Consider the following 19,339-nt stretch of genomic DNA (forward strand, 5'->3'; position numbering starts at 1 on the left):
CACCGGACAGCCGTCTACGCGGGGGGCGTTCCCTCGTACGCCGCGCGCAGCAGCGCGAGCACCCCGTCCTCCGTGACCGGCCGGGGGTTGGCGTACGCCTGGCCCACCGCCTGCGCCGCCGCCGTCGCCAAGTCACCGTCCTTCAGGCCGAGTTCGGCGAGCGAGCGCGGTGCGCCGAGCCGTCTCGCCAGGTCCCACAGGGCACGCGGGGCGTCCTCGGCGTCCAGCGCGCGGGCCACGACGGAGGCCGTCAGCGGTACGGCGGGCGCGTTGTACGCCAGCGCGTACGGCAGCACCACCGTGTGCGTCTCCGCGTGCGGCAGGCCGAAGGTGCCGCCGAGGACATGGCACAGCTTGTGGTGCAGGCCCATGGTCGTGGCGCCGAGGCAGGACCCGCACAGCCACGCCCCGTACAGCGCCCGGCTCCGGGCCTCCAACGACCGTGGCTCGGCGGCCAGTTCGGGCAGCGCGCCCGCCAGCGCCCCCACGCCCTCCTCCGCCATGAGGGCGACCACGGGCGAGGTGTCCGGGGCGTACAGGGCCTCCACGGAGTGCGCGATCGCGTTGATGCCGCTGGTCACCGTGAGCGGTACGGGGAGTTCCAGGGTGAGTTCGGGGTCGTAGACGACGCTGCGGGGCAGGACGGCGGGGTCGCGGCCGGTGCGTTTGGTGCCGTTCTCGGTGAGGCCCCAGACCGGGGTCATCTCGGAGCCGGCGTAGGTGGAGGGCACGGCGATCAGCGGGAGGCCGGTGCGCAGGGCGATCGCCTTGCCGAGGCCGACCGCCGAACCGCCGCCCACCGCGACGCAGCCGTCGGCACCCAGCGTGCGCGCCAACTCGACGGCGCGGTCGGCGACTTCGACCGGGACGTGCATCCTCGCCTCGGCGTGCACCCCGACGCACACCTCCCCCAGCGAGTCGGCGACCGCCCGCGCGGTGTCGGCCCCCCGCGCGCCGGAGAGCACCAACACCCGCCGCAGACCGAGCCGTTGGGCCTCACCGGCGGTCGCGGTCAGCGCGGCGCCGGGGCGGAACACGACGCGCATGGGCTGGGCGTCGTAGGCGAAGTCCAGGAAGTTCCTCACGCGCGGTCCAGTACGAGGTCGAAGCGGGCGTGGCGGAAGGGGTTGGCGATGCCGAACTCCCGTGCCAGGGACGGGTCGTCGGCCGGGGTGAAGTCCTCGACGAGGCTCCGTTTGACGGCGAAGACGGCGTCGGATTCGAGGTAGTCGCTGCCCGCTACGAAGATGTGCGTGGTGACCGGGGTGTGGCCCTCGGCAGAGACGATGAAGTGGATGTGGGCGGGGCGGTAGGGGTGGCGGCCGGTCGCCTTGAGGAGTTCACCGACCGGGCCGTCCGTGGGGATGGGGTACGGGCTCGGTACGCAGGTACGGAACCAGAAGCGGCCCTCGGCGTCCGCGGTGAACAACCCCCGTCCGTTGCCCGGGGGTTGGAGGTCGGGGCGCTGCACGTCGTAGAAGCCGTTGCCGTCCGCCTGCCACACGTCGAGGACCGCGCCGGGGAGCGGGGTGCCGTCCCCGGACACGATCCGGCCGCTGACCACACAGGGCTCGCCGCCGCCCACCAGGTCGATGTTCGCGCCGAGTTCACGGACCGGGGACTCGGTCATGTGGAAGGGGCCGAGCACGGTCGACTCGGTGGAACCGGCGGCCCGGTCGCCGTTGATCGTCTCGACCAGCATCGACAGGCCGAGCACGTCCGACAGGAGGATGAACTCCTGCCGGGTGTCCGTGCACATCTTGCCGGTCTCCGTCAGGAAGCCGATCGCCCGCTCCCACTCCGCCTGGGTCAGGTCGCTCTCCCGCGCGAACGCGTGGAGGTGCCGGATCAGGCCGGTCAGCAGTTCCTTCAGGCGGGGATCGGCCGTCCCCTCCAGACTGGCGACGGCCTCGTCCGTGACGGTGACGTCAGTGGTCATTGCGGCTCCCTACCCTCTGCGAACTGCCCCTGTGCGGCATGTCAGCCGTGCCCGAGGATGCGTCGCAACGCGTCCGTGAGCAACTGTTCGGCGTTCTCGGCCGCGTCGGCGTGGCGGAAAGCGACATGGCCGTCGGGGCGGACGAGGAGCGCGCCCCCGTCGGACACCTCGCTCAGGCGGGCCCAGTCGCCGTACGGGTCGTCGTACTCCCGCCCCGGGCCGATCACGACCGTGGCGATGTCCAGGGACTGCGCCCGCGCCGCACGCACCCAGGCCTCGCCGCCGATACCGGTCAGAAGGGTGAAGCGGCCCTTGCCGACCGTGTCGAGCGTCGAGACGGTGCGGGTGCCCGACGTGATCCAGGCGTGCGGGAGCTTGGCGCCGGGGCGGGAGCTGGGCTGGTGGTACAGCTCGCGGTCGCGCTCGAAGCCGGGGTCGGGCGTGCCGTCGGACACGACCGCGGTCGAACTCTCCGCGGAATAGCGCTGGTTGAGGTCGACGCCGTGCGCGTTGAACTCGTACACCTTGAACGCGATCGCCTCGCGCAACGCGGCCCGCTGCTTGCCGGCGGCTTCGGTGGCGTCCTTGCGGGCCTCGATGTTGGCCCACAACTGCTCGGGCGTCTGCGGGGAGAGCCCGTCCAGCGCCTCGAAGATGGGGGCGGTCTCGCCGATGGACTTGTTGGCGCGGGTGACGATCTGCTTGCCGACGGGCGCGCGTTCGGCGTCGTAGCTGTCGAGGAGCTTCGGCGTGGCGGTGCCGTCGAGGACCAGCTTCAGCTTCCAGGCCAGGTTGTAGGCGTCCTGGATCGACGTGTTGGAGCCGAGCCCGTTCGACGGCGGGTGGCGGTGCACGGCGTCACCGGCGCACAGGACGCGGCCGTTGGCGTAGGTCTCGGCGTACATCTCGTTGACCGTCCACGCCGAGGACGACTTGATGGTCACGGGGAGGTCGTCGTCGCCGACCAACTGCCGTACGACGGACAGCGCGTACTCCTCGGTGAGGTCGGGGGCGCCGGCGCTCACGTCGTAGCCCCACACGATCAGCCACTCGTTCCACGGCTTGACGCAGCGCACCAGGCCCGCGCCGATGCCGCCGACGGTGGCGCCGGGGGCGAGCACCCAGTAGAGGGTGGAGGGGCGGTGCGCGGTGTACTTGCCGAGGTCCGCGTCGAAGACGATGTTGATGCTGCCCGCGACCCCCATCTGGCCGCCCATCGGCAGCCCGGCGTCCTCGGCGACCTGCGAGCGTCCGCCGTCGGCGCCGATGAGGTACTTGGCGCGGATCCGGTACTCGTCGCCGCGCAGCCGGTCCTCGACGGTGACCGTGACGCCGTCCTCGTCCTGGACGAAGGACTTGTAGACCGTGCTGAAGCGGACGTTCGAGCCGCGCGCGAGCGCCGCGTCGATGAGCACCGGTTCCATCAGGTGCTGCGGCATGTCGCACATGCGGGTCGGGCTGGCCAGGTCGTGGGCGGCCTGCACGAGCGGTTCGTTGCCCCAGGAGCGGATCCGGCCGAGTTCCTCGCCGGCGAGGCTGGTGCAGAACGTGGTGTTGCCCATCAGGTTCTGCGGTGTCGCCTGGGCCAGCACCTCGTCCTCGACGCCGAGGTCGCGCAGGATCTCCATGGTGCGCTGGTTGGTGATGTGCGCGCGGGGCGTCCTGGTGAGGCGCGAGTAGCGCGTGACGACGATGTGGGGCACGCCGTAGGTGCTCAGCGCCAGCGCGGCGGACGCTCCGGCCGGGCCGCTGCCCACGATCAGTACGTCGGTCTCGACAACGTGCACGGCGGGACGCTCCAGGGGTGAGGCAGAGGTGCGACGGAGGTGGGGCGGAGGTGGGGCGGGTTGGAACGGGGTGAGGCAGAGGTGAGAAAGGCACCGACTCTTCACGATCATGATGCGGGCCGGACCTGCGCGGATGTCTCATTACGAGACAGTTACAGCCCCTCGGCGACCGCCGCCACGGGCCCGATACGGTGAGAGGCGTCATGACCACCCTGGATCACTCCCCCGCCCTCGCCCCGCTGCGCCAGGCCCGCGAGCGGTTCCTGACCGGCCGCCCGCTGCCCGACGACGTCCCGGACGAGGTCCTCGCGGCCTGGCGCCGCGCCCGCTTCTTCGGCGTACGGCACGACCTCGATGGACCGGTCCACGAACCCGAACTGCCCGCCGAATCTCCCCTGTTGGAGGCGGCGCGGCCCGTGCTGGGCCGCATCGCGCCGGCGCTCGGCCACTCCGCTCTGCTCCTCACCGACGAGCGTCTGCGGGTGCTGTGGACCACGGGCGAGGTGCCCGGCGACGACCGGTGCCGTGACCTGTCCGAGCGGGAGGTGGGCCACAACAGCGCGGCCCTCGCCCTGCGCACCCGGCGCCGGGCCGAGGTGCACGGCCCCGAGCACTTCCTCGACGTGTGGCAGGACGTGTCCGCCGTCAGCGTGCCCCTGCTCGCCCCGGATTCCGGCCAGGTACTGGGAACGGTGACCGTCGCGTCCGCGCTGTGCGCCGGCTGCGGCCCGCACCCCGGAGCCGCCCTCGCCGAGGCGACCGCCACGGCGGTGGAAGCGGAACTGCTCGCCCGCTCCCGCACCGCCGAACGGGTGCTCCTCGACGCCTACACCCGGGCGGTCGCCCACGGCCCGGCCCGCGCGATCGTCGCCCTCGACGGCCGCAACCGCATCGTCAGCGAGGCCGCCGTCCGCCTCGCGACACCTCAGGTACTGGCCGCGCTGGAACGGTCCAGCACGATCGAGCGAGCCTCCGGCGGTCGACCGCCCCGCGATGCACGGCCGCCTCGGGAGACCGGGTGCGGTCCGGTGGTGGAACGGTCCCACGACGCCAGGGGCGGTCCGAGCCGGGAGCGGTCGGCGGACGCCGGAGGTGGTCCCGCGGTGGAACGGTCCTACGACACCGGACGCCCACCCATGGTGGAACGGTCCCACGACGCCGGATGCCGTCCCGCGCAGGAGCAGTCCTACGACCTGACGCTCCCCGACGGTGCCGGGTGCACCGCCGAGATCACTCCGGTACGGCATGAGGGCCGCGTCCTCGGGATCGTCGCCGTACTGGAAGCGCGTGCCGCCGAGGTGCCGGTGCCGCGCCTCGTGCCGCGCCTCGTGCCGCGCCCCGCGCTGGCGCTCGCGGGTGGTTCGGTGCCCTGGCGGCACGCGGTCGCCCGGGCGGTGGAGCTGGCCCGGGTCCATGAGCCGCTGCTGCTGGCCGGTGAGCGCGGCAGCGGCAAGACCGCGCTGGCCCGTGAACTGCTGGGCGGGACCGTGCCGTTGGTCGCCGATGCCGCCGAGTCGCCCGAACTCGGCTTGAAGTACAGCGAGTTGGCGGACGGCCGCCCGCTCCTCCTGCGGCACGCGGAACGGCTCGCCCAGCCGGACGTCGCCGCGCTCAACTCCCTGCTCGACGAACACCCCGACGTCCAGCTGCTGGTCACCTACACGCCCGGCACTCCCCCGGGCCCGTGCTTCCAGCGGCTGCTGGACACCTTGGCGGCCCGGTCGGTGACCGTGCCCGCGCTGCGTGAACGCCCGGAGGACGTAAGGGAGTTGCTGCCGGTCCTCGCGCCCCGCCCGGCCGTGGGACAGCCGCCGCTCACCTGGACCCTGGACGCGCTCCGGGCCCTGGAGGAACACCCCTGGCCCGGGAACGTCACCGAACTCGCCCATGTCGTCAGGGCGTTGGCGGAACACCGGCGGGTCACCGGCCCGGTGCGGCGGGCCGAGCTGCCCGATCCCGTGCGGGAAGGCCCCGCGGCCCGGCGGCTCAGCCCGATGGAGCACGCCGAACGCGCGACGATCCTGGCCGCGTTGCGCCGGCACGGGGGCAACAAGGCGCGGGCGGCTGCCGCGTTGGGGATCGGGCGGGCGACGCTGTACCGCAAGCTGCGCGGGTACCGGGACGTTCCGTAGGCTTCGGGCAGGCGGGTGCCGCTTGATGAACAGGTCGAACGGGCTGAACGAGCTCAAGGCGCTGAACAGGCCGAACGGGCTTATTTGATCAGGGCGTTGGCCACGACGACGACCACTCCCAGCAGCGCGTCCACCGCCCCGATGGTCACGGCCGCCGCCCAACTCCGCGCCGACCAGCGGGCCGTGACCAGCCCCAGGCAGAACAGCAGCGCGATGTTGAGGACGAACGCCGCGTACTCGACGCCGTTCGCGGGCCACCAGCCCCAGCCTGCCCCGGCGAGCAGCAGCACGGTCGGTAGCGCGGCGGCGACCAGGGGCCACTCGTCGCGCAGGGTGCGCAGGGCGTCCCAGCGGCGGTGCGGGGCGCGCTCGGCGATGTAGTGGGCGTACCCGTGGGCGAGTGCCGAGGCGGCGGCGGTCACCAGCAGCCACAGGGCGTCGTAGCGGCGGCTGCCTCGGTCGGTGTGGCCGTACTGGGTGAGCGCGGCGACCATCGAGCAGGCGAGGACGGAGCCGTAGACGCCCCCGAAGAGGATGTTCTCCCGGGTTGCGTGCGGGTGTGGGTGCGGCTCGGGGACGGCTGCCGTGGTCTGCGCCATGCCCTCCACGATCACCCGGCGCCGTCCGGGCCGCCACTCCGCGACGAAGTGTCCTCCGACCTGGGCCGATACCCCACACAGTGTCCACGCCTGGAACGGTCCACCCCGGCTAGGGTCGCGGCATGACGCACAGTTTCGTAGTCCGTATCCCCGACGCCGAGCTCGAACCCGAGCCGCTCGATCCGGCGCAGATCGTCTCCGGTACGCCCGAGGTCACCGGGAAGGTCGTGTGGGAGTCCGAGGACGGCAAGCAGGTCCGCGGGATCTGGCAGATCACGCCGGGCGCGGTCACCGACACAGAGGCGGACGAGCTGTTCGTCGTGATCAGCGGTTCGGCCACGATCGAGGTCGAGGGCAGCGAGACGCTGACGGTCGGTCCCGGGGACATGGCCGTGCTGCGCGAGGGCGACCGTACGACGTGGACAGTGCACGAGACGCTGCGCAAGGCGTACGCGATCAACCTGTAGACGGGGTCAACGCGGCGGTGTCGTAGGCAAGTTGTAGGGCGTGACGACCTGGATCGCGGACGGCAGGGTCGGGCCCGCGGGCGGCAGCGCGTCGTGGGCGCGCATCACGATGCGGCAGGCCTCGCGGACGTCCTGGCGCAGGTCGTGGTGGAGGACCGCGGACAGGCGCTGCTCGTGCAGCAGCCGGGTGTTGTCGTGGTCGAGGTCGTGCGCGACGAACACGGCGCACTCGCGGCCCAGGTCGGCGAAGGCGCGCAGGGTCGCGAAGTTGCCGCCTCCGATGGAGTAGACCGCGCGGATGTCCGGGTCGCGCTTGAGGGCGGCCCGGACGAGTTCGTACTGGGTGGCGTCCAGGCCTTGGCCCTCGGTGATCTCCACCAGCACGCGTTCCGGGTAGCGGGCGCGCATGGTGCTGCGGAAGCCCATCTCGCGTTCTTCCTCGTTGCGGAAGAAACCGCTGCTCAGGCTGGTGAGGACGTTGCCGGGGCGGTCGCCGAGCCACTGTCCCATCAGGTAGGCGGCGGTCGCGCCCGCCGCCCGGTTGTCTATGCCGACGTAGGCCAGGCGGGCGCTCGCGGGCAGGTCGGTGACCAGGGTGACGACGGGGATACCGGCGGCGACGAGCCGGCCGACGGCGGCGGTGATCTCGGGGACGTCCGGCGCCTTGAGGATGACGCCCTGCGAGCCGCGCCGCACGATCCTGTCCAGGGTCCCGACCAGTTCCTTCACCGGGGCGGTCTCCCGGAAGTGGAAGCGTGAGCGCACGACGGCCGGGTGCAGGTCGGGCAGCTCGGCCTCCAGGGCGTTCCGTACGGCGGTGGAGAAGCGCTCCGGCGTCTGCATCACGATGTCGATCATGAACGTACGGCCGACGAGTCTGACCTGGGTGCGCTGCCGGTCGAGATCGGCGATGGCCTGCCGCACCTCACGCTGCGTGCTCTCGCGGACCCCGCCCCTGCCGTTCAGGACACGGTCCACGGTGGCCTCGCTGAGACCCGCCTGACGTGCGATTTCACGGATCGGGAAGGGGTGGCCCACGGGTCGCCTCCTTGAGGGGTTTTTGATGGCCGGCTGCTGGTTGTTCGATGGGTTTGTACTGACAAGAATGACAGGACCGCACCACTCCGTGACCCGAGGGGACGACGATGTCCTTCACATCCGCAGAATCCCGCGCCTGGCTCACCGAGCAGGACTGCGACCTCGACGCCTTCCGCACCCTCGTCGAGCAGCCGACCGAACTGGCCGAATTCCCGTACGCGTCCTCGGTCGAGCGGAACGTCCTCGTCTACGACAGCGACCGGCTCCGCAAGTCCGTGGCGGCCGGCGAGCGCCGCGAGGTGCAGGCCGAGCTGGTGCGGGCGTTCGCCGAGGGGCCCGGCATCGTGGTCCTGCGGGGCGCCTTCCCGGACCTGTCGGTGGTGGACCGTTCCACAGGTGTCTTCGAAGCCCTGATCGCCGAGCAGCGCGCATCGGGCGCGGGTGCCGGGGACCACTTCGCGAAGCCGGGGGCCAACGACCGGGTGTGGAACGCGCTGGAGAAGGCCGCGCTCTACGACCCCGAGGTGTTCGCCGACTACTACGCGAACGACATCCTGGCCCTGGTGTCCGTCGCGTGGCTCGGCCCCGGCTACCAGGTCACCTCGCAGATCAACGTGGTCCACCCGGGCGGCGCGGCGCAGACCGTGCACCGCGACTACCACCTCGGGTTCCTCACGAACGAGGTCGCCGCCGAGTACCCGGCGCACGTGCACCGCCTCTCCCCCGTGCTCACGCTCCAAGGGGCGGTCGCGCACTGCGACATGCCGGTGGAGTCGGGGCCGACGATGTACCTGCCGCACTCCCAGAAGTTCGAGTCGGGCTATCTGGCGTGGCGACTCCCGGAGTTCCAGGCCTACTTCGAGTCGCACTACATCCAACTGCCGCTCGCCAAGGGCGATGCCGCGTTCTTCAACCCGGCGCTCTTCCACGCGGCCGGCACCAACCGCACCGCGGACGTGCGGCGGATGGCCAACCTGCTCCAGGTGTCCTCCGCGTTCGGGCGGGCGATGGAGACGGTGGACCGCGAGGCCGTCACCAACGCGGTCTTCCCGGTGCTGCTCAAGCGCAAGGCCGAGGGCGTGGGCGAGGAGTGGCTGGACACGGTCGTCGCGGCGAGTGCCGAGGGCTATCCGTTCCCGACCAACCTCGACAACGACCCGCCGGTCGAGGGGCTGGCCCCGCCGTCGCAGGCCGACCTCGTGCGCCGCGCGGTGCGTGAGGGATGGGACCCGCAGGCGCTCCGCGGGGAACTGCGGGCCGGTGCCGAGCGGCGCGAGAGCTGACGAACACCATGGGATCCACGGAACGTTCAGGGCTCATGGGGCTCCTCGACGGCAAGGTCGTCCTCGTCAACGGCGGCAGCCAGGGCATCGGCGCCGCGATCGTCCGGGCGGCGGTGCGCGAGGGGGCGGCGGTGTCGTTCACCGGCCGCCGTGCCGAAGTGGGCGAGAAGCTCGCCGCGGACACGGGTGCGCGCTTCCTGCGGGCGGACCTCGCCGATCCGGCACAGGCGCGCGACAGCGTCGTACGGACTGTCGAGGCCCACGGGCGCGTCGACTGCCTCGTCAACGCGGCGGGACTCACATCACGCGGCTCGCTGCTGGACACCACGCCGGAGTTGTTCGACCAGCACATGGCGATCAACCTGAAGGCACCGTTCTTCGCGATGCAGGCCGCGGTGGCTGACATGACCGCCCGCGAAGCACCAGGGACCATCGTCAACATCGGCTCCAACTGCGCCCACGGCGGGCCCCCTTACCTCGCCCCGTACTCGACGGCCAAGGCCGGTCTCGCGGGCCTGACCCGCAACGCCGCGCACGCGCACCGCTTCGACCGGATCCGGATCAACACCGTCAACATCGGCTGGACGGCGACCGAGGGCGAGGACGCCGTCCAGCGGGCCTTCCACGGCGCCGGGGACGACTGGGTCGCGCAGGCCGCGTCCCGGCTGCCGATGGGCAAGCTCGGCCAGCCGGACGAGATCGCCGACTTCGTGGTGTTCCTGCTCTCCGACCGGTCCGGAGTGGTCACCGGTTCGGTGATCGACTGGGACCAGAACGTCCTGGGCGCCCTCGACTGACCTACCGCACCTGTACCGAACCCGCACCTCTCAAGAAAGCAAGAGCCCTCATGCGCATCGGAATCCTCGGCCTCGGCCGCATCGGCGCCTTCCACGCCGAGACCCTGTCCGGACTCGACGTCGTCGAGTCCCTCGTCGTGGCCGACCCGTTCGCGGAGGCGGCGAAGAAGGCCGCCGAGCGGTTCGGCGCCGAGGTCGCGGACTCCCCCGAGGCCGTGCTCGCCGCCGGGGTCGACGGTGTCGTGGTCGCCGCGGCGACGGACGCCCACCCGGGTCTGATCCTGGCCGCCGTCGAGGCGGGCATCCCCGTCTTCTGCGAGAAGCCCGTCGCCAAGACGATGGCCGAGGGCGTCAAGGTCCTCCAGGCCGTCGAGGGCAGCACCGTGCCGATCCAGATCGGCTACAACCGCCGCTTCGACGCCGGTTTCGTCGCCGCGCGCGCCGCCGTGCGGTCCGGCGAGCTGGGCAAGCTGCACACCGTGCGCTCGACGACGCTGGACCCGGCGCCGCCGCCGGCCGCGTACATCGCCGCGTCCGGGGGCATCTTCCGGGACTGTTCCGTGCACGACTTCGACATCATCCGCTGGGTGACGGGCCGCGAGGTCACCGAGGTGTACGCGGTCGGCGGCAACCGGGGTGCCGAGTACATCAAGGAGGCGGGCGACGCCGACACCACCGGCGCGATCCTCACCCTCGACGACGGCACCATCGCGGTGGTGTCCAACTCCCGCCACAACGCCCGGGGTTACGACGTCCGTATGGAGATCCACGGCTTCACCGACTCCATCGCGGTGGGCCTGGAGGACAAGCTGCCGCTGCGCTCGGTCGAGCCGGGCGTGACCTTCCCGGCGGGCGTCCCGCACGACTTCTTCATGGACCGCTTCACGGCCGCCTACCGCGCCGAACTCACCGCGTTCACCGAGGTCGTGGCCGGCACCCGCACCTCGCCGTGCACGGTCGCGGACGCCCTGGAGGCGGGCTGGATCGCCGACGCCTGCACCCTGTCGCTGCACGAGCACCGCCCCGTCACCATCCAGGAGGTACGCGAAGCATGAGCGGTCCGGGCCGGGAACCACTGCGCATCGGAGTACTGGGAGCGGCTCGGATCACCGAGAACTCCCTGATCGGCCCGGCCCGCACGACCGGCCACCGCCTTGTCGCGGTGGCCGCGCGGGACCGGTCCAGGGCGGAGGCGTACGCCGCCGCGCACCGCGTCGAACGGGTGGCGGACTCGTACGCCGACCTGATCGCCGACCCGGAGGTGGAGGTCGTCTACAACCCGCTCGCCAACGGCCTGCACGGACCGTGGAACCTCGCCGCGCTCGCGGCGGGCAAGCACGTCCTGTCGGAGAAGCCGTCGGCGAGCAACGCGGCGGAGGCAGCCGAGGTCCGAGAAGCTGCCGCGAAGTCCGGGACGGTCTTCATGGAGGCCTTCCACTACCTCTTCCACCCGGTCACCCGGCGCCTGCACGAACTGCTGGCCTCCGGTGAACTCGGCGAACTCCGCCACGTCGAGACGCTCGTCGCGATCCCGGCCCCGCCGGACACCGACCCGCGCTGGTCCCTGGACCTGGCCGGCGGCGCCACGATGGACCTGGGCTGCTACAGCCTGCACGCCCAGCGGATGCTGGCCCCCTGGGCGGGCGGCGCACCCCGCCTCGCCTCGGCCCGCGGCGGCGAACGCGCGGGTGCCCCGGGCGTCGACGAGTGGCTGGACGCCGACCTCGTCTACCCCAGCGGCGCCACGGGTTCCGCCCGCTCCCACATGGCGTACGACGAACTGGTCATGAGCTGTCGCATCACCGGCAGCCGCGGCGAGGCCTTCGCCCCGAACTTCGTCCTCCCCCAACTGGACGACCGCATCGTCATCCGCACCACGGACGGCGAACGCACGGAACGACTCGGCCGCCGCTCGTCCTACACCTACCAACTGGAGGCGTTCGCGGCCCGGTTGAGAGAGGGCGCGCCTCTCCCGCTGGGCCCGGACGACGCGGTCGCGACGATGACGTTGATCGACGAGTGCTATCGGGAGGCGGGGCTGGGACCCCGACCGCGAAAAGTGTGACATCTCGGCGAAGTGTCACACTTTTCTCCAACAGGTACGGCGGCCCCGCGAGTTCACCGATAGAACGCGGGCCGCTCCACCAACTCCACCTCCACCCGAACCCCGTCCTCCAACGCCCGCACCCCCGCCTCGCACACGGCCGCCGCCGCGTACCCGTCCCACACGCTCGGGCCGGTCACCTCGCCACGGCGGGTGGCATCGACCCAGGTCTGGACCTCGCGGTCGTAGGCGTCGGCGAAGCGTTCGACGTAGTCCTGGGCGATGGTGCCGCCCCAGCGGCCGGCCATGTTGGTGACCATGGCGTGGCCGTCGCCGATGCGGGCGGTGCCGCGTTCGCAGACGATCTCGGCCTGGACCTGGTAGCCGAAGCCGCAGTTGACGAACATCTCGACGTCGACGATCGCGCCGCCGTCGGTCTCGAAGACGACGAACTGCGGGTCCTGGAGGTCGTCCGGGGCGCTCGCCGTGGGGCGTGGGCGCAGGACCGTCACCGCCGTGATCTCGTGGCCGAGCAGCCAGCGGGTCGCGTCCGTCTCGTGGGCCACGGAGTCGCTGATGAGCATGGAGCTGGTGAAGAAGGGCGGGCTGGCGGCGTTGCGGTGCCGGTTGTGGAGCATGAGCGGTCTGCCCAACTGGCCTGTTCCCAGGAGGGACTTGAGCTTCATGTACTCGGCGTCGTAGCGCCGCATGAAGCCGACCTGCACCCGACGGTGGCCGAGGCGCAGCTCCGCCTCCATCACCCGCAGTGCCGAGGCCGCGTCGGGTGTGAGGGGTTTCTCGCACAGGACCGGAAGGTCGTGCTCGAAGGCCGTGAGGAGGGCCGCCTCGTGGGCGGGGCCCGGTGAGGCGATCAGGACGGCGTCGACGTCCGCCGCCGCCATCGCCGCGGCCGGGTCGGTGTACGCCGTGCAGCCGTCGACACCGGACGCGATGCGTTTGGCGCGCTCGGCGTCGACGTCCACGACGGCACTCACGCGGGCTCCGTTGACCACGTCCTGGATCCTGCGGACGTGGTCGGCCCCCATTTTTCCGGTTCCGACGACTGCCACTCCGAGCGGGTCGCGCGGGTTCACGGCCATCGGCCGTCCTTTCGGGTCGTCAGGCACCGCAGGAATCGTCAGGCACCGCAGGAACGGAGGAACTTTCGGGTGCGCTCCGCGATGGGGAGGGGCTTGTCCGGCTCGCAGGGATACATGTCCTGCTCGACGATCGCGAACAGCTCCACGCCCAGGCGCTGCGCGGCGATCAGCACCGGCTCCAACTCCGGTACACCGGACGGCGGTTCGCACATCACTCCGCGCGCCACGGCCGGTCCGAACGGCACCTCGTTCTTGACGACGTCGGCGAGGATCTCCGGGTCGACCTGCTTGAGGTGCAGATAGCCGATGCGTTCGCCGTACGCCTCGATCAGCTTGACGCTGTCGCCGCCGCAGTAGGCGTAATGCCCGGTGTCCAGGCAGAGGTTGACCAGTTCGGAGTCGGTCGAGTCGAGGAAGCGCTCGACGTGGTCCTCGGTGTCGAGGTGGGTGTCGGCGTGCGGGTGGACGACGATGTCGAGCCCGTACGCCTCCTTGACCTCGTGCCCGAGCCGCTCCATGCCCTTGGTGAGGTGGGCCCACTGCTCGGCGGTCAGCTCCGGCGGCTCCAGGATCTCGGCGGTCTTGTCGTCCCGCCAGAAGGAGGGGATGACGACCAGGTGCCGCGCGCCCATCTCCTGGGTGAGCGCCGCGACTTGGCCGACGTGCTCCCATGTCGCGTCCCAGACCGCGGGGCCCCGGTGCAGGCCGGTGAAGACCGTGCCCGCGGAGACCTTCAGGTCACGTCGGGCGATCTCGTCCGTGAGCCGGGCCGGGTCGGTCGGCAGATAGCCGTACGGGCCCAGCTCGATCCAGGAGTAGCCGGCCTGCGCGACCTCGTCCAGGAACCGTTCCCACGGCACCTGTTGGGGGTCGTCCGGGAACCACACGCCCCACGAGTCGGGGGCGGAGCCGACCCGGATGCGGTCCAGGAACGGACGGTCCGACATGTCAGGCGGTCCCTTCGGGAGACGCGGCCACCGGCGCCTTCAGGGACTTCGCGTCGGGGAGCTCCTCGACGTCGACACCGCGCACCTGGGACAACTCGTGCTTGAGCGCGGCGAGTTCGGTGCCGCCGGCCATGTGGTTGGTGAGCTCTTCGAGGGTGATCTCGCTGCGCTCCGCCGACAACTCCATCGTGCCCAGGCGCAGGACGCTGAAGTGGTCGCCGACCATGTAGGCGTGGTGCGGGTTGTGGGTGATGAAGATGACGCCGAGACCGCGTTCGCGGGCGGCGGCCACGTACTTGAGGACGACACCGGACTGCTTGACGCCCAGTGCGGCGGTGGGTTCGTCGAGGATGAGGACGCGGGCGCCGAAGTAGACGGCGCGGGCGATCGCCACGCACTGGCGCTGGCCGCCGGAGAGGGTGCCGATGGGCTGGTCCAGGTTGTCCAGGACGATGCCCATGTTGCGGAGTTCCTCGTCCGCGGTCTTCTTCATCCGCTCGATGTCGAGACGGCGGAAGGGCCAGGGGCCCTTGGTCATCTCGGAGCCGAGGAAGAAGTTGCGCCACACCGGCATCAGCGGCACGACGGCCAGGTCCTGGTAGACGGTCGCGATGCCGCGGTCCAGTGCCTGTCGCGGGGTGGTGAAGTGGACGGGTTCGCCGTCGACGAGGAACTCGCCCTCCGTGTGCTGGTGCAGCCCGGAGATGATTTTGATGAGCGTGGACTTGCCCGCGCCGTTGTCTCCGAGGACGCAGGTGACCTGGCCGGGGCGGACCGCGAGGTCGACGCCGTGCAGGGCGCGGACGTTGCCGTACGCCTTGCCCGCGTTGCGCAGTTGGACGATCGGGGCGTCCGCGTCGGTCGGCGCCTCGTCTTCGAGGATGGCGCCGTGGGTGCCGGATTCGTTGCTTGCCATGAAGGTCACCTCCGGGTCGCGGTGCGCTGGACCCACAGATTGATGAGGACGGCGCCGAGCAGCATCACGCCGAGGAACGCCTTGAACCAGTCGGGGTTCCAGCCGGCGTAGACGATGCCCTGCTGCACCATGCCGAACATGAACGCGCCGAAGACGGGGCCGATCGCCGAGCCGGCGCCGCCGGTCAGCAGACAGCCGCCGATGACGGCCGCGGAGATGTAGATCAGCTCCTGGCCGACGCCCTCGCCGGACTGGACGGTGTTGAAGGTGAACAGCTGGTGCATGCCGATGAACCAGGCACCGAGGCCGACCAGCATGAACAGGGAGATCTTGGTGAACGCGACGGGCACGCCGACGGCCCGCGCGGAGTCCTTGTTGCCGCCGACCGCGAAGATCCAGTTGCCGTACTTCGTGCGCAGCAGCACCCAGGTGGCGATCGCCGCGAACACCAGCCAGTAGAAGATGGTGATCTTGACGTCGACGCCGCCGATGTCGAAGGACGCCGCGAAGACCTTCTTGGCCTGGCCGAAGCCGTCCATGTTGCTGATGTCGTCGGTGGCGACGTTGCCGGTGACCAGCTTCGTCACCGCGAGGTTGACGCCCTGGAGGATCAGGAAGGTGCCCAAGGTGACCAGGAAGCTCGGCAGTCCGGTCTTGACGACCATCCAGCCGTTGAGGAAACCGATCCCCAGCGACACCAGCAGCGCGACGACCACACCGACCCACACGTTCATGGTGAGTTGGTAGCTGAGCATGCTCGCGGTCAGTGCCGAGGTGATGACCGCGACACCGGCGGAGAGGTCGAACTCCCCGCCGATCATGAGCAGGGCGACCGGCAACGCCATGATGCCGATCGTCGACGAGCTGTAGAGGATGTTCGCCATCGCGGCGCCCTCGCGCACCGGCGGGGCGGCGATCAGGAAGAACACGTACACGGCGGCGGCGCCGAGGAAGACACCCACCTCGGGACGGGCCAACAGCCGTAGCGCCAGGGGCCGTTCAGAGGTCCGGCCGTCGGTTTCCTTGGGGCCGGGGGCCGGCGGTGAGGTCACCGCCGGCTCGGCGTGCTGGGTCATACTCATCACCGGGTTCCGTTGGCGGCGTACTTCGCGACGGCGTCGACGTTGGTCTTGTCGACGAAGGCCGGGCCGGTCAGTACGGGCTGCTCACCGCCGCCGCTGTAGTTGCCGTTGTTCTTGTAGAGCCACAGGGAGTCGACCGCCAAGTAGCCCTGGAGGTACGGCTGCTGGTCCACCGCGAACTGGACGGTGCCCTTCTTGATGGCGCCCGTCAGCGTGCTGTTCAGGTCGAACGTGGCGACCTTCGCCTTGCTGCCCGCGTCGGCCAGCGACTGCACGGCCGTCATCGCGAACGGGGCGCCCAGGGTGACGACGTAGTCGATGGACTTGTCCTGGGTGAGCTTGGCCGTGATCGTCGACTTCACCGACGGCATGTCCGTGCCGTTGACGTTGAGGACCTCGGTCGTGCCGGTGAACGTCTTCTTCACACCGGCGCAGCGCTGGGTCAGGCCGATGTTGCCCTGCTCCTGGATGACACAGACGGCCTTCTTGGCGCCTTCCGTGTTCAGCCGCTTGCCGAGCGCCTCGCCGGCCACCGTCTCGTCCTGGCCGAAGAACTCCAGCAGGCCGAGCTTCTTCCAGTCGCTGAGACCGGAGTTGAGACCGACGACGGGTATGTTCGCGGTCTTCGCCTTGCCGATGACGTCCTTCAGGGCGTCGGGCTTGGCGAGGGTGACCGCGATGCCGTCGACCTTCTGGTCGATCGCGTTCTGCACCAGGTTGGACTGGTTGCCCGCGTTCGGGTCGGCCGAGTAGACGAGCTTGATGTTGTCCTTGTCGGCGGCGGCCTGGGCGCCCTTGCGGACGATGTCCCAGAACGTGTCGCCGGGTGCCTGGTGCGTGACCAGGGCGACCGTCATCCGAGGGGTGCTCGCCTTGCCCGCGGAGGCGCCGGAGCTGTCCTCCGTGGCCTTCTTTCCGCCCGAGCTGCTGGAGCAGCCGGCGAGGGTCAGGGCCGCTGCCGCGGCCACCGCCACGAAGGGGGCCATTCTGCGCGAGCGGGAGTAAGTGGAACGGTCCATCTTTCCTGCACCTCACTGTGCTTCAGGGGAAAGGGAGTCATGATCGCAGAAATCCGGGCTCGGGGCCTGTCGACCCCGGGTCGTCGCCGCGAAACACGGCTGTTGCGCTGGGACGGAATCAAATCCCTGGGCGCGTCCGCTGTCAATACTTTGTTAAGACATCATTTCACGAGCAGGTCCGAATGTAAGTACAAACTATTGACACGGAGCCCCTCCGAGACCTACACCTGGGAGGCGGCAGGCCCCTGGGACCCGCCCATCCCCCAGCAGCTCAGAGGAGTGTCGCGCATGGCCGAGTCAGCCCAGTCCTTCGATCTGATCACCATGGGCCGCATCGGGGTCGATCTCTACCCGCTGCAGTCTGGCGTACCGCTGGCCCGTGTGGAGACGTTCGGCAAGTTCCTCGGGGGTTCCGCGAGCAATGTGGCGGTCGCGGCCGCCCGGCTCGGCCGGACCACCGCGGTGATCACCCGCACCGGCGACGATCCCTTCGGAACGTATCTGCACGAGGCCCTCAAGGACTTCGGGGTCGACGACCGCTGGGTCACGCCCGTCGCGGACTACCCGACCCCGGTCACGTTCTGCGAGATCTTCCCGCCGGACGACTTCCCGCTCTACTTCTACCGGCAGCCCAAGGCGCCCGACCTGGAGATCCGCACCGAGGAACTGGACTACTTCGCGATCCGCCAGGCCCGCGTCTTCTGGATCACCGGCACCGGTCTGAGCGAGGAGCCCAGCCGCTCCGCCACGCTCGCCGCCCTCAAGGCCCGCGACAAGGCCGGCACCACGGTCTTCGACCTCGACTGGCGTCCGATGTTCTGGAAGGACCCTGAGGAGGCCCGCCCGTACTACGCGGAGGCCCTGCGCCACGCGACGGTCGCGGTCGGCAACCTCGACGAGTGCGAGATCGCCACCGGCGTCCGCGAGCCCCGCGCCTGCGCCCAGGCACTCCTCGACGCGGGCGTGGAACTCGCCGTCGTCAAGCAGGGCCCCAAGGGCGTCCTGGCCGTGCACCGCGACGGCACGACCGCCGAGGTGCCGCCGGTCCCGGTCGAGGTGCTCAACGGCCTCGGCGCGGGCGACGCGTTCGGCGGCTCGCTGTGCCACGGCCTGCTGGCCGGCTGGGACCTGGAACGGTCCATGCGCTTCGCCAACGCGGCCGGCGCCCTCGTCGCCTCCCGCCTCGCCTGCTCCACCGCGATGCCCACCGAGTCCGAGGTCGAGGACCTCCTCGCCGGCGCGCGCGTGGGCGGCTGACCACATGGCCGCCCGAGCCTTCCCTGAACGGAGCTTCTCTTGAGCATCAGCATTCCCGACCTGGTCACGGTCAGAGCCCGGCATCCGGAGGCGATCGCCGAGGCGGCCGCCCGCCGGGTGCGCCGCCCGCTGCTGGGCGACAGCGGCCGCCTGATGATCGTGGCCGCCGACCACCCGGCCCGCGGCGCGCTCGGCGTCGGCGACCGCCGCACGGCCATGGCGAACCGCGCCGACCTGCTGGAACGCCTCTGCGTCGCGCTCTCCCGGCCCGGCGTCGACGGGGTGCTCGCCACCGCCGACATCCTGGAGGACCTGCTCCTCCTCGGCGTCCTGGACGGCAAGGTCGTCATGGGCTCGATGAACCGCGGCGGCCTGTCCGGCGCCGCCTTCGAGATGGACGACCGGTTCACCGGCCACCGCGCCGAGGACATCGCCCGCCTCCATTTCGACGCGGGCAAGCTGCTGCTCCGCATCGACTACGACGACCCGGGCTCGCTCACCACCCTGGAGTCGACGGCCCGCGCCATCGACGCCATGGCGGCACGCCAACTCCCCCTTTTCGTCGAGCCGTTCATATCCCGCCGCATCGACGGCAAGGTCCGCAACGACCTGTCCGCCGAGGCCGTGACCCGCTCGATCGCGATCTCCTCGGGCCTGGGCGGCACCTCCGCCTACACCTGGCTGAAACTGCCCGTCACCGACGACCCGGACGACATGGCCGAGGTCCTGGAGACGTCGACACTGCCCGTCGTCCTGCTCGGCGGCGAGGTCGGCGACGACCAGGAGGGCGCGTACGAGAAGTGGCGCAAGACGCTGCGCCTGCCCACCGTCCAGGGCCTGGTCGTGGGCCGTTCCCTGCTCTACCCCGCCGACGGCGGCGTGGAGACGGCGGTGGACACCGCTGTAGGTCTGTTGTGAACCGGAGGCACACC

At 70.9% G+C, this 19,339-nt stretch carries 18 protein-coding genes; 8 read left to right on the forward strand and 10 right to left on the reverse strand.

All coding sequences use genetic code 11. The features are described from left to right. Positions 1-14: 14 nt before the first annotated feature. From OG226_RS08300 to OG226_RS08310, 3 genes are read right to left on the reverse strand one after another with little or no spacing between them, the layout of a single operon-like run. Complete coding sequence (locus OG226_RS08300; RefSeq protein ID WP_328676072.1) at positions 15-1,085, reverse strand: maleylacetate reductase; 1,071 nt, start codon at positions 1,083-1,085, stop codon at positions 15-17. Then, entirely contained in the window at positions 1,082-1,939 is an 858-nt protein-coding gene (locus tag OG226_RS08305; RefSeq protein WP_328676073.1) for an intradiol ring-cleavage dioxygenase, read from the reverse strand. Before OG226_RS08305 ends, OG226_RS08300 begins: the two co-directional genes overlap by 4 nt. Before the next feature lie 41 nt (positions 1,940-1,980). Then, positions 1,981-3,726 (reverse strand): FAD-dependent oxidoreductase, encoded by a 1,746-nt coding sequence (locus OG226_RS08310; RefSeq protein ID WP_328676074.1) that lies wholly within the window; start codon positions 3,724-3,726, stop codon positions 1,981-1,983. A 203-nt stretch (positions 3,727-3,929) separates the two neighbouring features. Here OG226_RS08310 and OG226_RS08315 point away from each other — a divergent pair, with 203 nt between their 5' ends. Beyond that, entirely contained in the window at positions 3,930-5,858 is a 1,929-nt protein-coding gene (locus OG226_RS08315) for a helix-turn-helix domain-containing protein (protein ID WP_329348438.1), read from the forward strand. 80 nt (positions 5,859-5,938) lie between these two features. On the opposite strand, the gene OG226_RS08320 is transcribed toward OG226_RS08315, so the two are convergent. Beyond that, on the reverse strand, positions 5,939-6,457 hold the full coding sequence (locus OG226_RS08320) for a hypothetical protein (protein WP_328676076.1): 519 nt from the start codon (positions 6,455-6,457) through the stop codon (positions 5,939-5,941). A 122-nt stretch (positions 6,458-6,579) separates the two neighbouring features. Between OG226_RS08320 and OG226_RS08325 the strand changes: the two genes are divergently transcribed. Then, positions 6,580-6,924, forward strand: coding sequence for a cupin domain-containing protein (locus OG226_RS08325; protein ID WP_329348439.1), 345 nt, complete (start codon positions 6,580-6,582; stop codon positions 6,922-6,924). Positions 6,925-6,930: 6 nt separating this feature from the next. Here the strand turns inward: OG226_RS08325 and OG226_RS08330 are convergent, their stop codons facing one another. Beyond that, positions 6,931-7,962 (reverse strand): LacI family DNA-binding transcriptional regulator, encoded by a 1,032-nt coding sequence (locus OG226_RS08330; RefSeq protein ID WP_328676078.1) that lies wholly within the window; start codon positions 7,960-7,962, stop codon positions 6,931-6,933. 107 nt (positions 7,963-8,069) lie between these two features. On the opposite strand from OG226_RS08330, the gene OG226_RS08335 reads away from it, so the two are divergent. Genes OG226_RS08335 through OG226_RS08350 form a run of 4 tightly spaced genes read left to right on the forward strand, consistent with a single transcriptional unit; the run spans position 8,070 to position 12,107 of the window. Further along, positions 8,070-9,245 carry a phytanoyl-CoA dioxygenase family protein gene (locus tag OG226_RS08335; protein WP_329348440.1) on the forward strand — a complete coding sequence of 392 codons (1,176 nt, stop codon included), beginning with the start codon at positions 8,070-8,072 and terminating at the stop codon, positions 9,243-9,245. A 35-nt stretch (positions 9,246-9,280) separates the two neighbouring features. Further along, entirely contained in the window at positions 9,281-10,042 is a 762-nt protein-coding gene (locus tag OG226_RS08340) for an SDR family oxidoreductase (protein ID WP_329348441.1), read from the forward strand. A 50-nt stretch (positions 10,043-10,092) separates the two neighbouring features. Then, entirely contained in the window at positions 10,093-11,097 is a 1,005-nt protein-coding gene (locus OG226_RS08345; protein WP_328676081.1) for a Gfo/Idh/MocA family protein, read from the forward strand. Continuing rightward, positions 11,094-12,107 carry a Gfo/Idh/MocA family protein gene (locus OG226_RS08350; RefSeq protein WP_329348442.1) on the forward strand — a complete coding sequence of 338 codons (1,014 nt, stop codon included), beginning with the start codon at positions 11,094-11,096 and terminating at the stop codon, positions 12,105-12,107. The genes OG226_RS08345 and OG226_RS08350 overlap by 4 nt, the downstream gene beginning before the upstream one ends. Before the next feature lie 53 nt (positions 12,108-12,160). Here the strand turns inward: OG226_RS08350 and OG226_RS08355 are convergent, their stop codons facing one another. Genes OG226_RS08355 through OG226_RS08375 form a run of 5 tightly spaced genes read right to left on the reverse strand, consistent with a single transcriptional unit; the run spans position 12,161 to position 17,150 of the window. After that, entirely contained in the window at positions 12,161-13,186 is a 1,026-nt protein-coding gene (locus tag OG226_RS08355) for a Gfo/Idh/MocA family protein (protein WP_329348443.1), read from the reverse strand. Between the two features lie 38 nt (positions 13,187-13,224). Beyond that, complete coding sequence (locus OG226_RS08360) at positions 13,225-14,133, reverse strand: sugar phosphate isomerase/epimerase family protein (protein WP_329348444.1); 909 nt, start codon at positions 14,131-14,133, stop codon at positions 13,225-13,227. A 1-nt stretch (position 14,134) separates the two neighbouring features. Beyond that, complete coding sequence (locus OG226_RS08365; RefSeq protein WP_328676085.1) at positions 14,135-15,049, reverse strand: ATP-binding cassette domain-containing protein; 915 nt, start codon at positions 15,047-15,049, stop codon at positions 14,135-14,137. Between the two features lie 5 nt (positions 15,050-15,054). Beyond that, positions 15,055-16,131: an ABC transporter permease gene (locus OG226_RS08370; RefSeq protein ID WP_328676086.1), complete on the reverse strand. Its 1,077-nt coding sequence runs from the start codon at positions 16,129-16,131 to the stop codon at positions 15,055-15,057. Next, positions 16,131-17,150, reverse strand: coding sequence for a sugar ABC transporter substrate-binding protein (locus tag OG226_RS08375; RefSeq protein ID WP_329348445.1), 1,020 nt, complete (start codon positions 17,148-17,150; stop codon positions 16,131-16,133). Before OG226_RS08375 ends, OG226_RS08370 begins: the two co-directional genes overlap by 1 nt. A gap of 288 nt (positions 17,151-17,438) precedes the next feature. Here OG226_RS08375 and iolC point away from each other — a divergent pair, with 288 nt between their 5' ends. Next, positions 17,439-18,407 (forward strand): 5-dehydro-2-deoxygluconokinase, encoded by a 969-nt coding sequence (gene iolC / locus OG226_RS08380; RefSeq protein ID WP_328676088.1) that lies wholly within the window; start codon positions 17,439-17,441, stop codon positions 18,405-18,407. A 39-nt stretch (positions 18,408-18,446) separates the two neighbouring features. After that, positions 18,447-19,325: a Cgl0159 family (beta/alpha)8-fold protein gene (locus OG226_RS08385; protein WP_329348446.1), complete on the forward strand. Its 879-nt coding sequence runs from the start codon at positions 18,447-18,449 to the stop codon at positions 19,323-19,325. Positions 19,326-19,339: the final 14 nt, after the last annotated feature.

It is taken from the genome of Streptomyces sp. NBC_01261 (assembly GCF_036226385.1).
Lineage (GTDB): Bacteria > Actinomycetota > Actinomycetes > Streptomycetales > Streptomycetaceae > Streptomyces.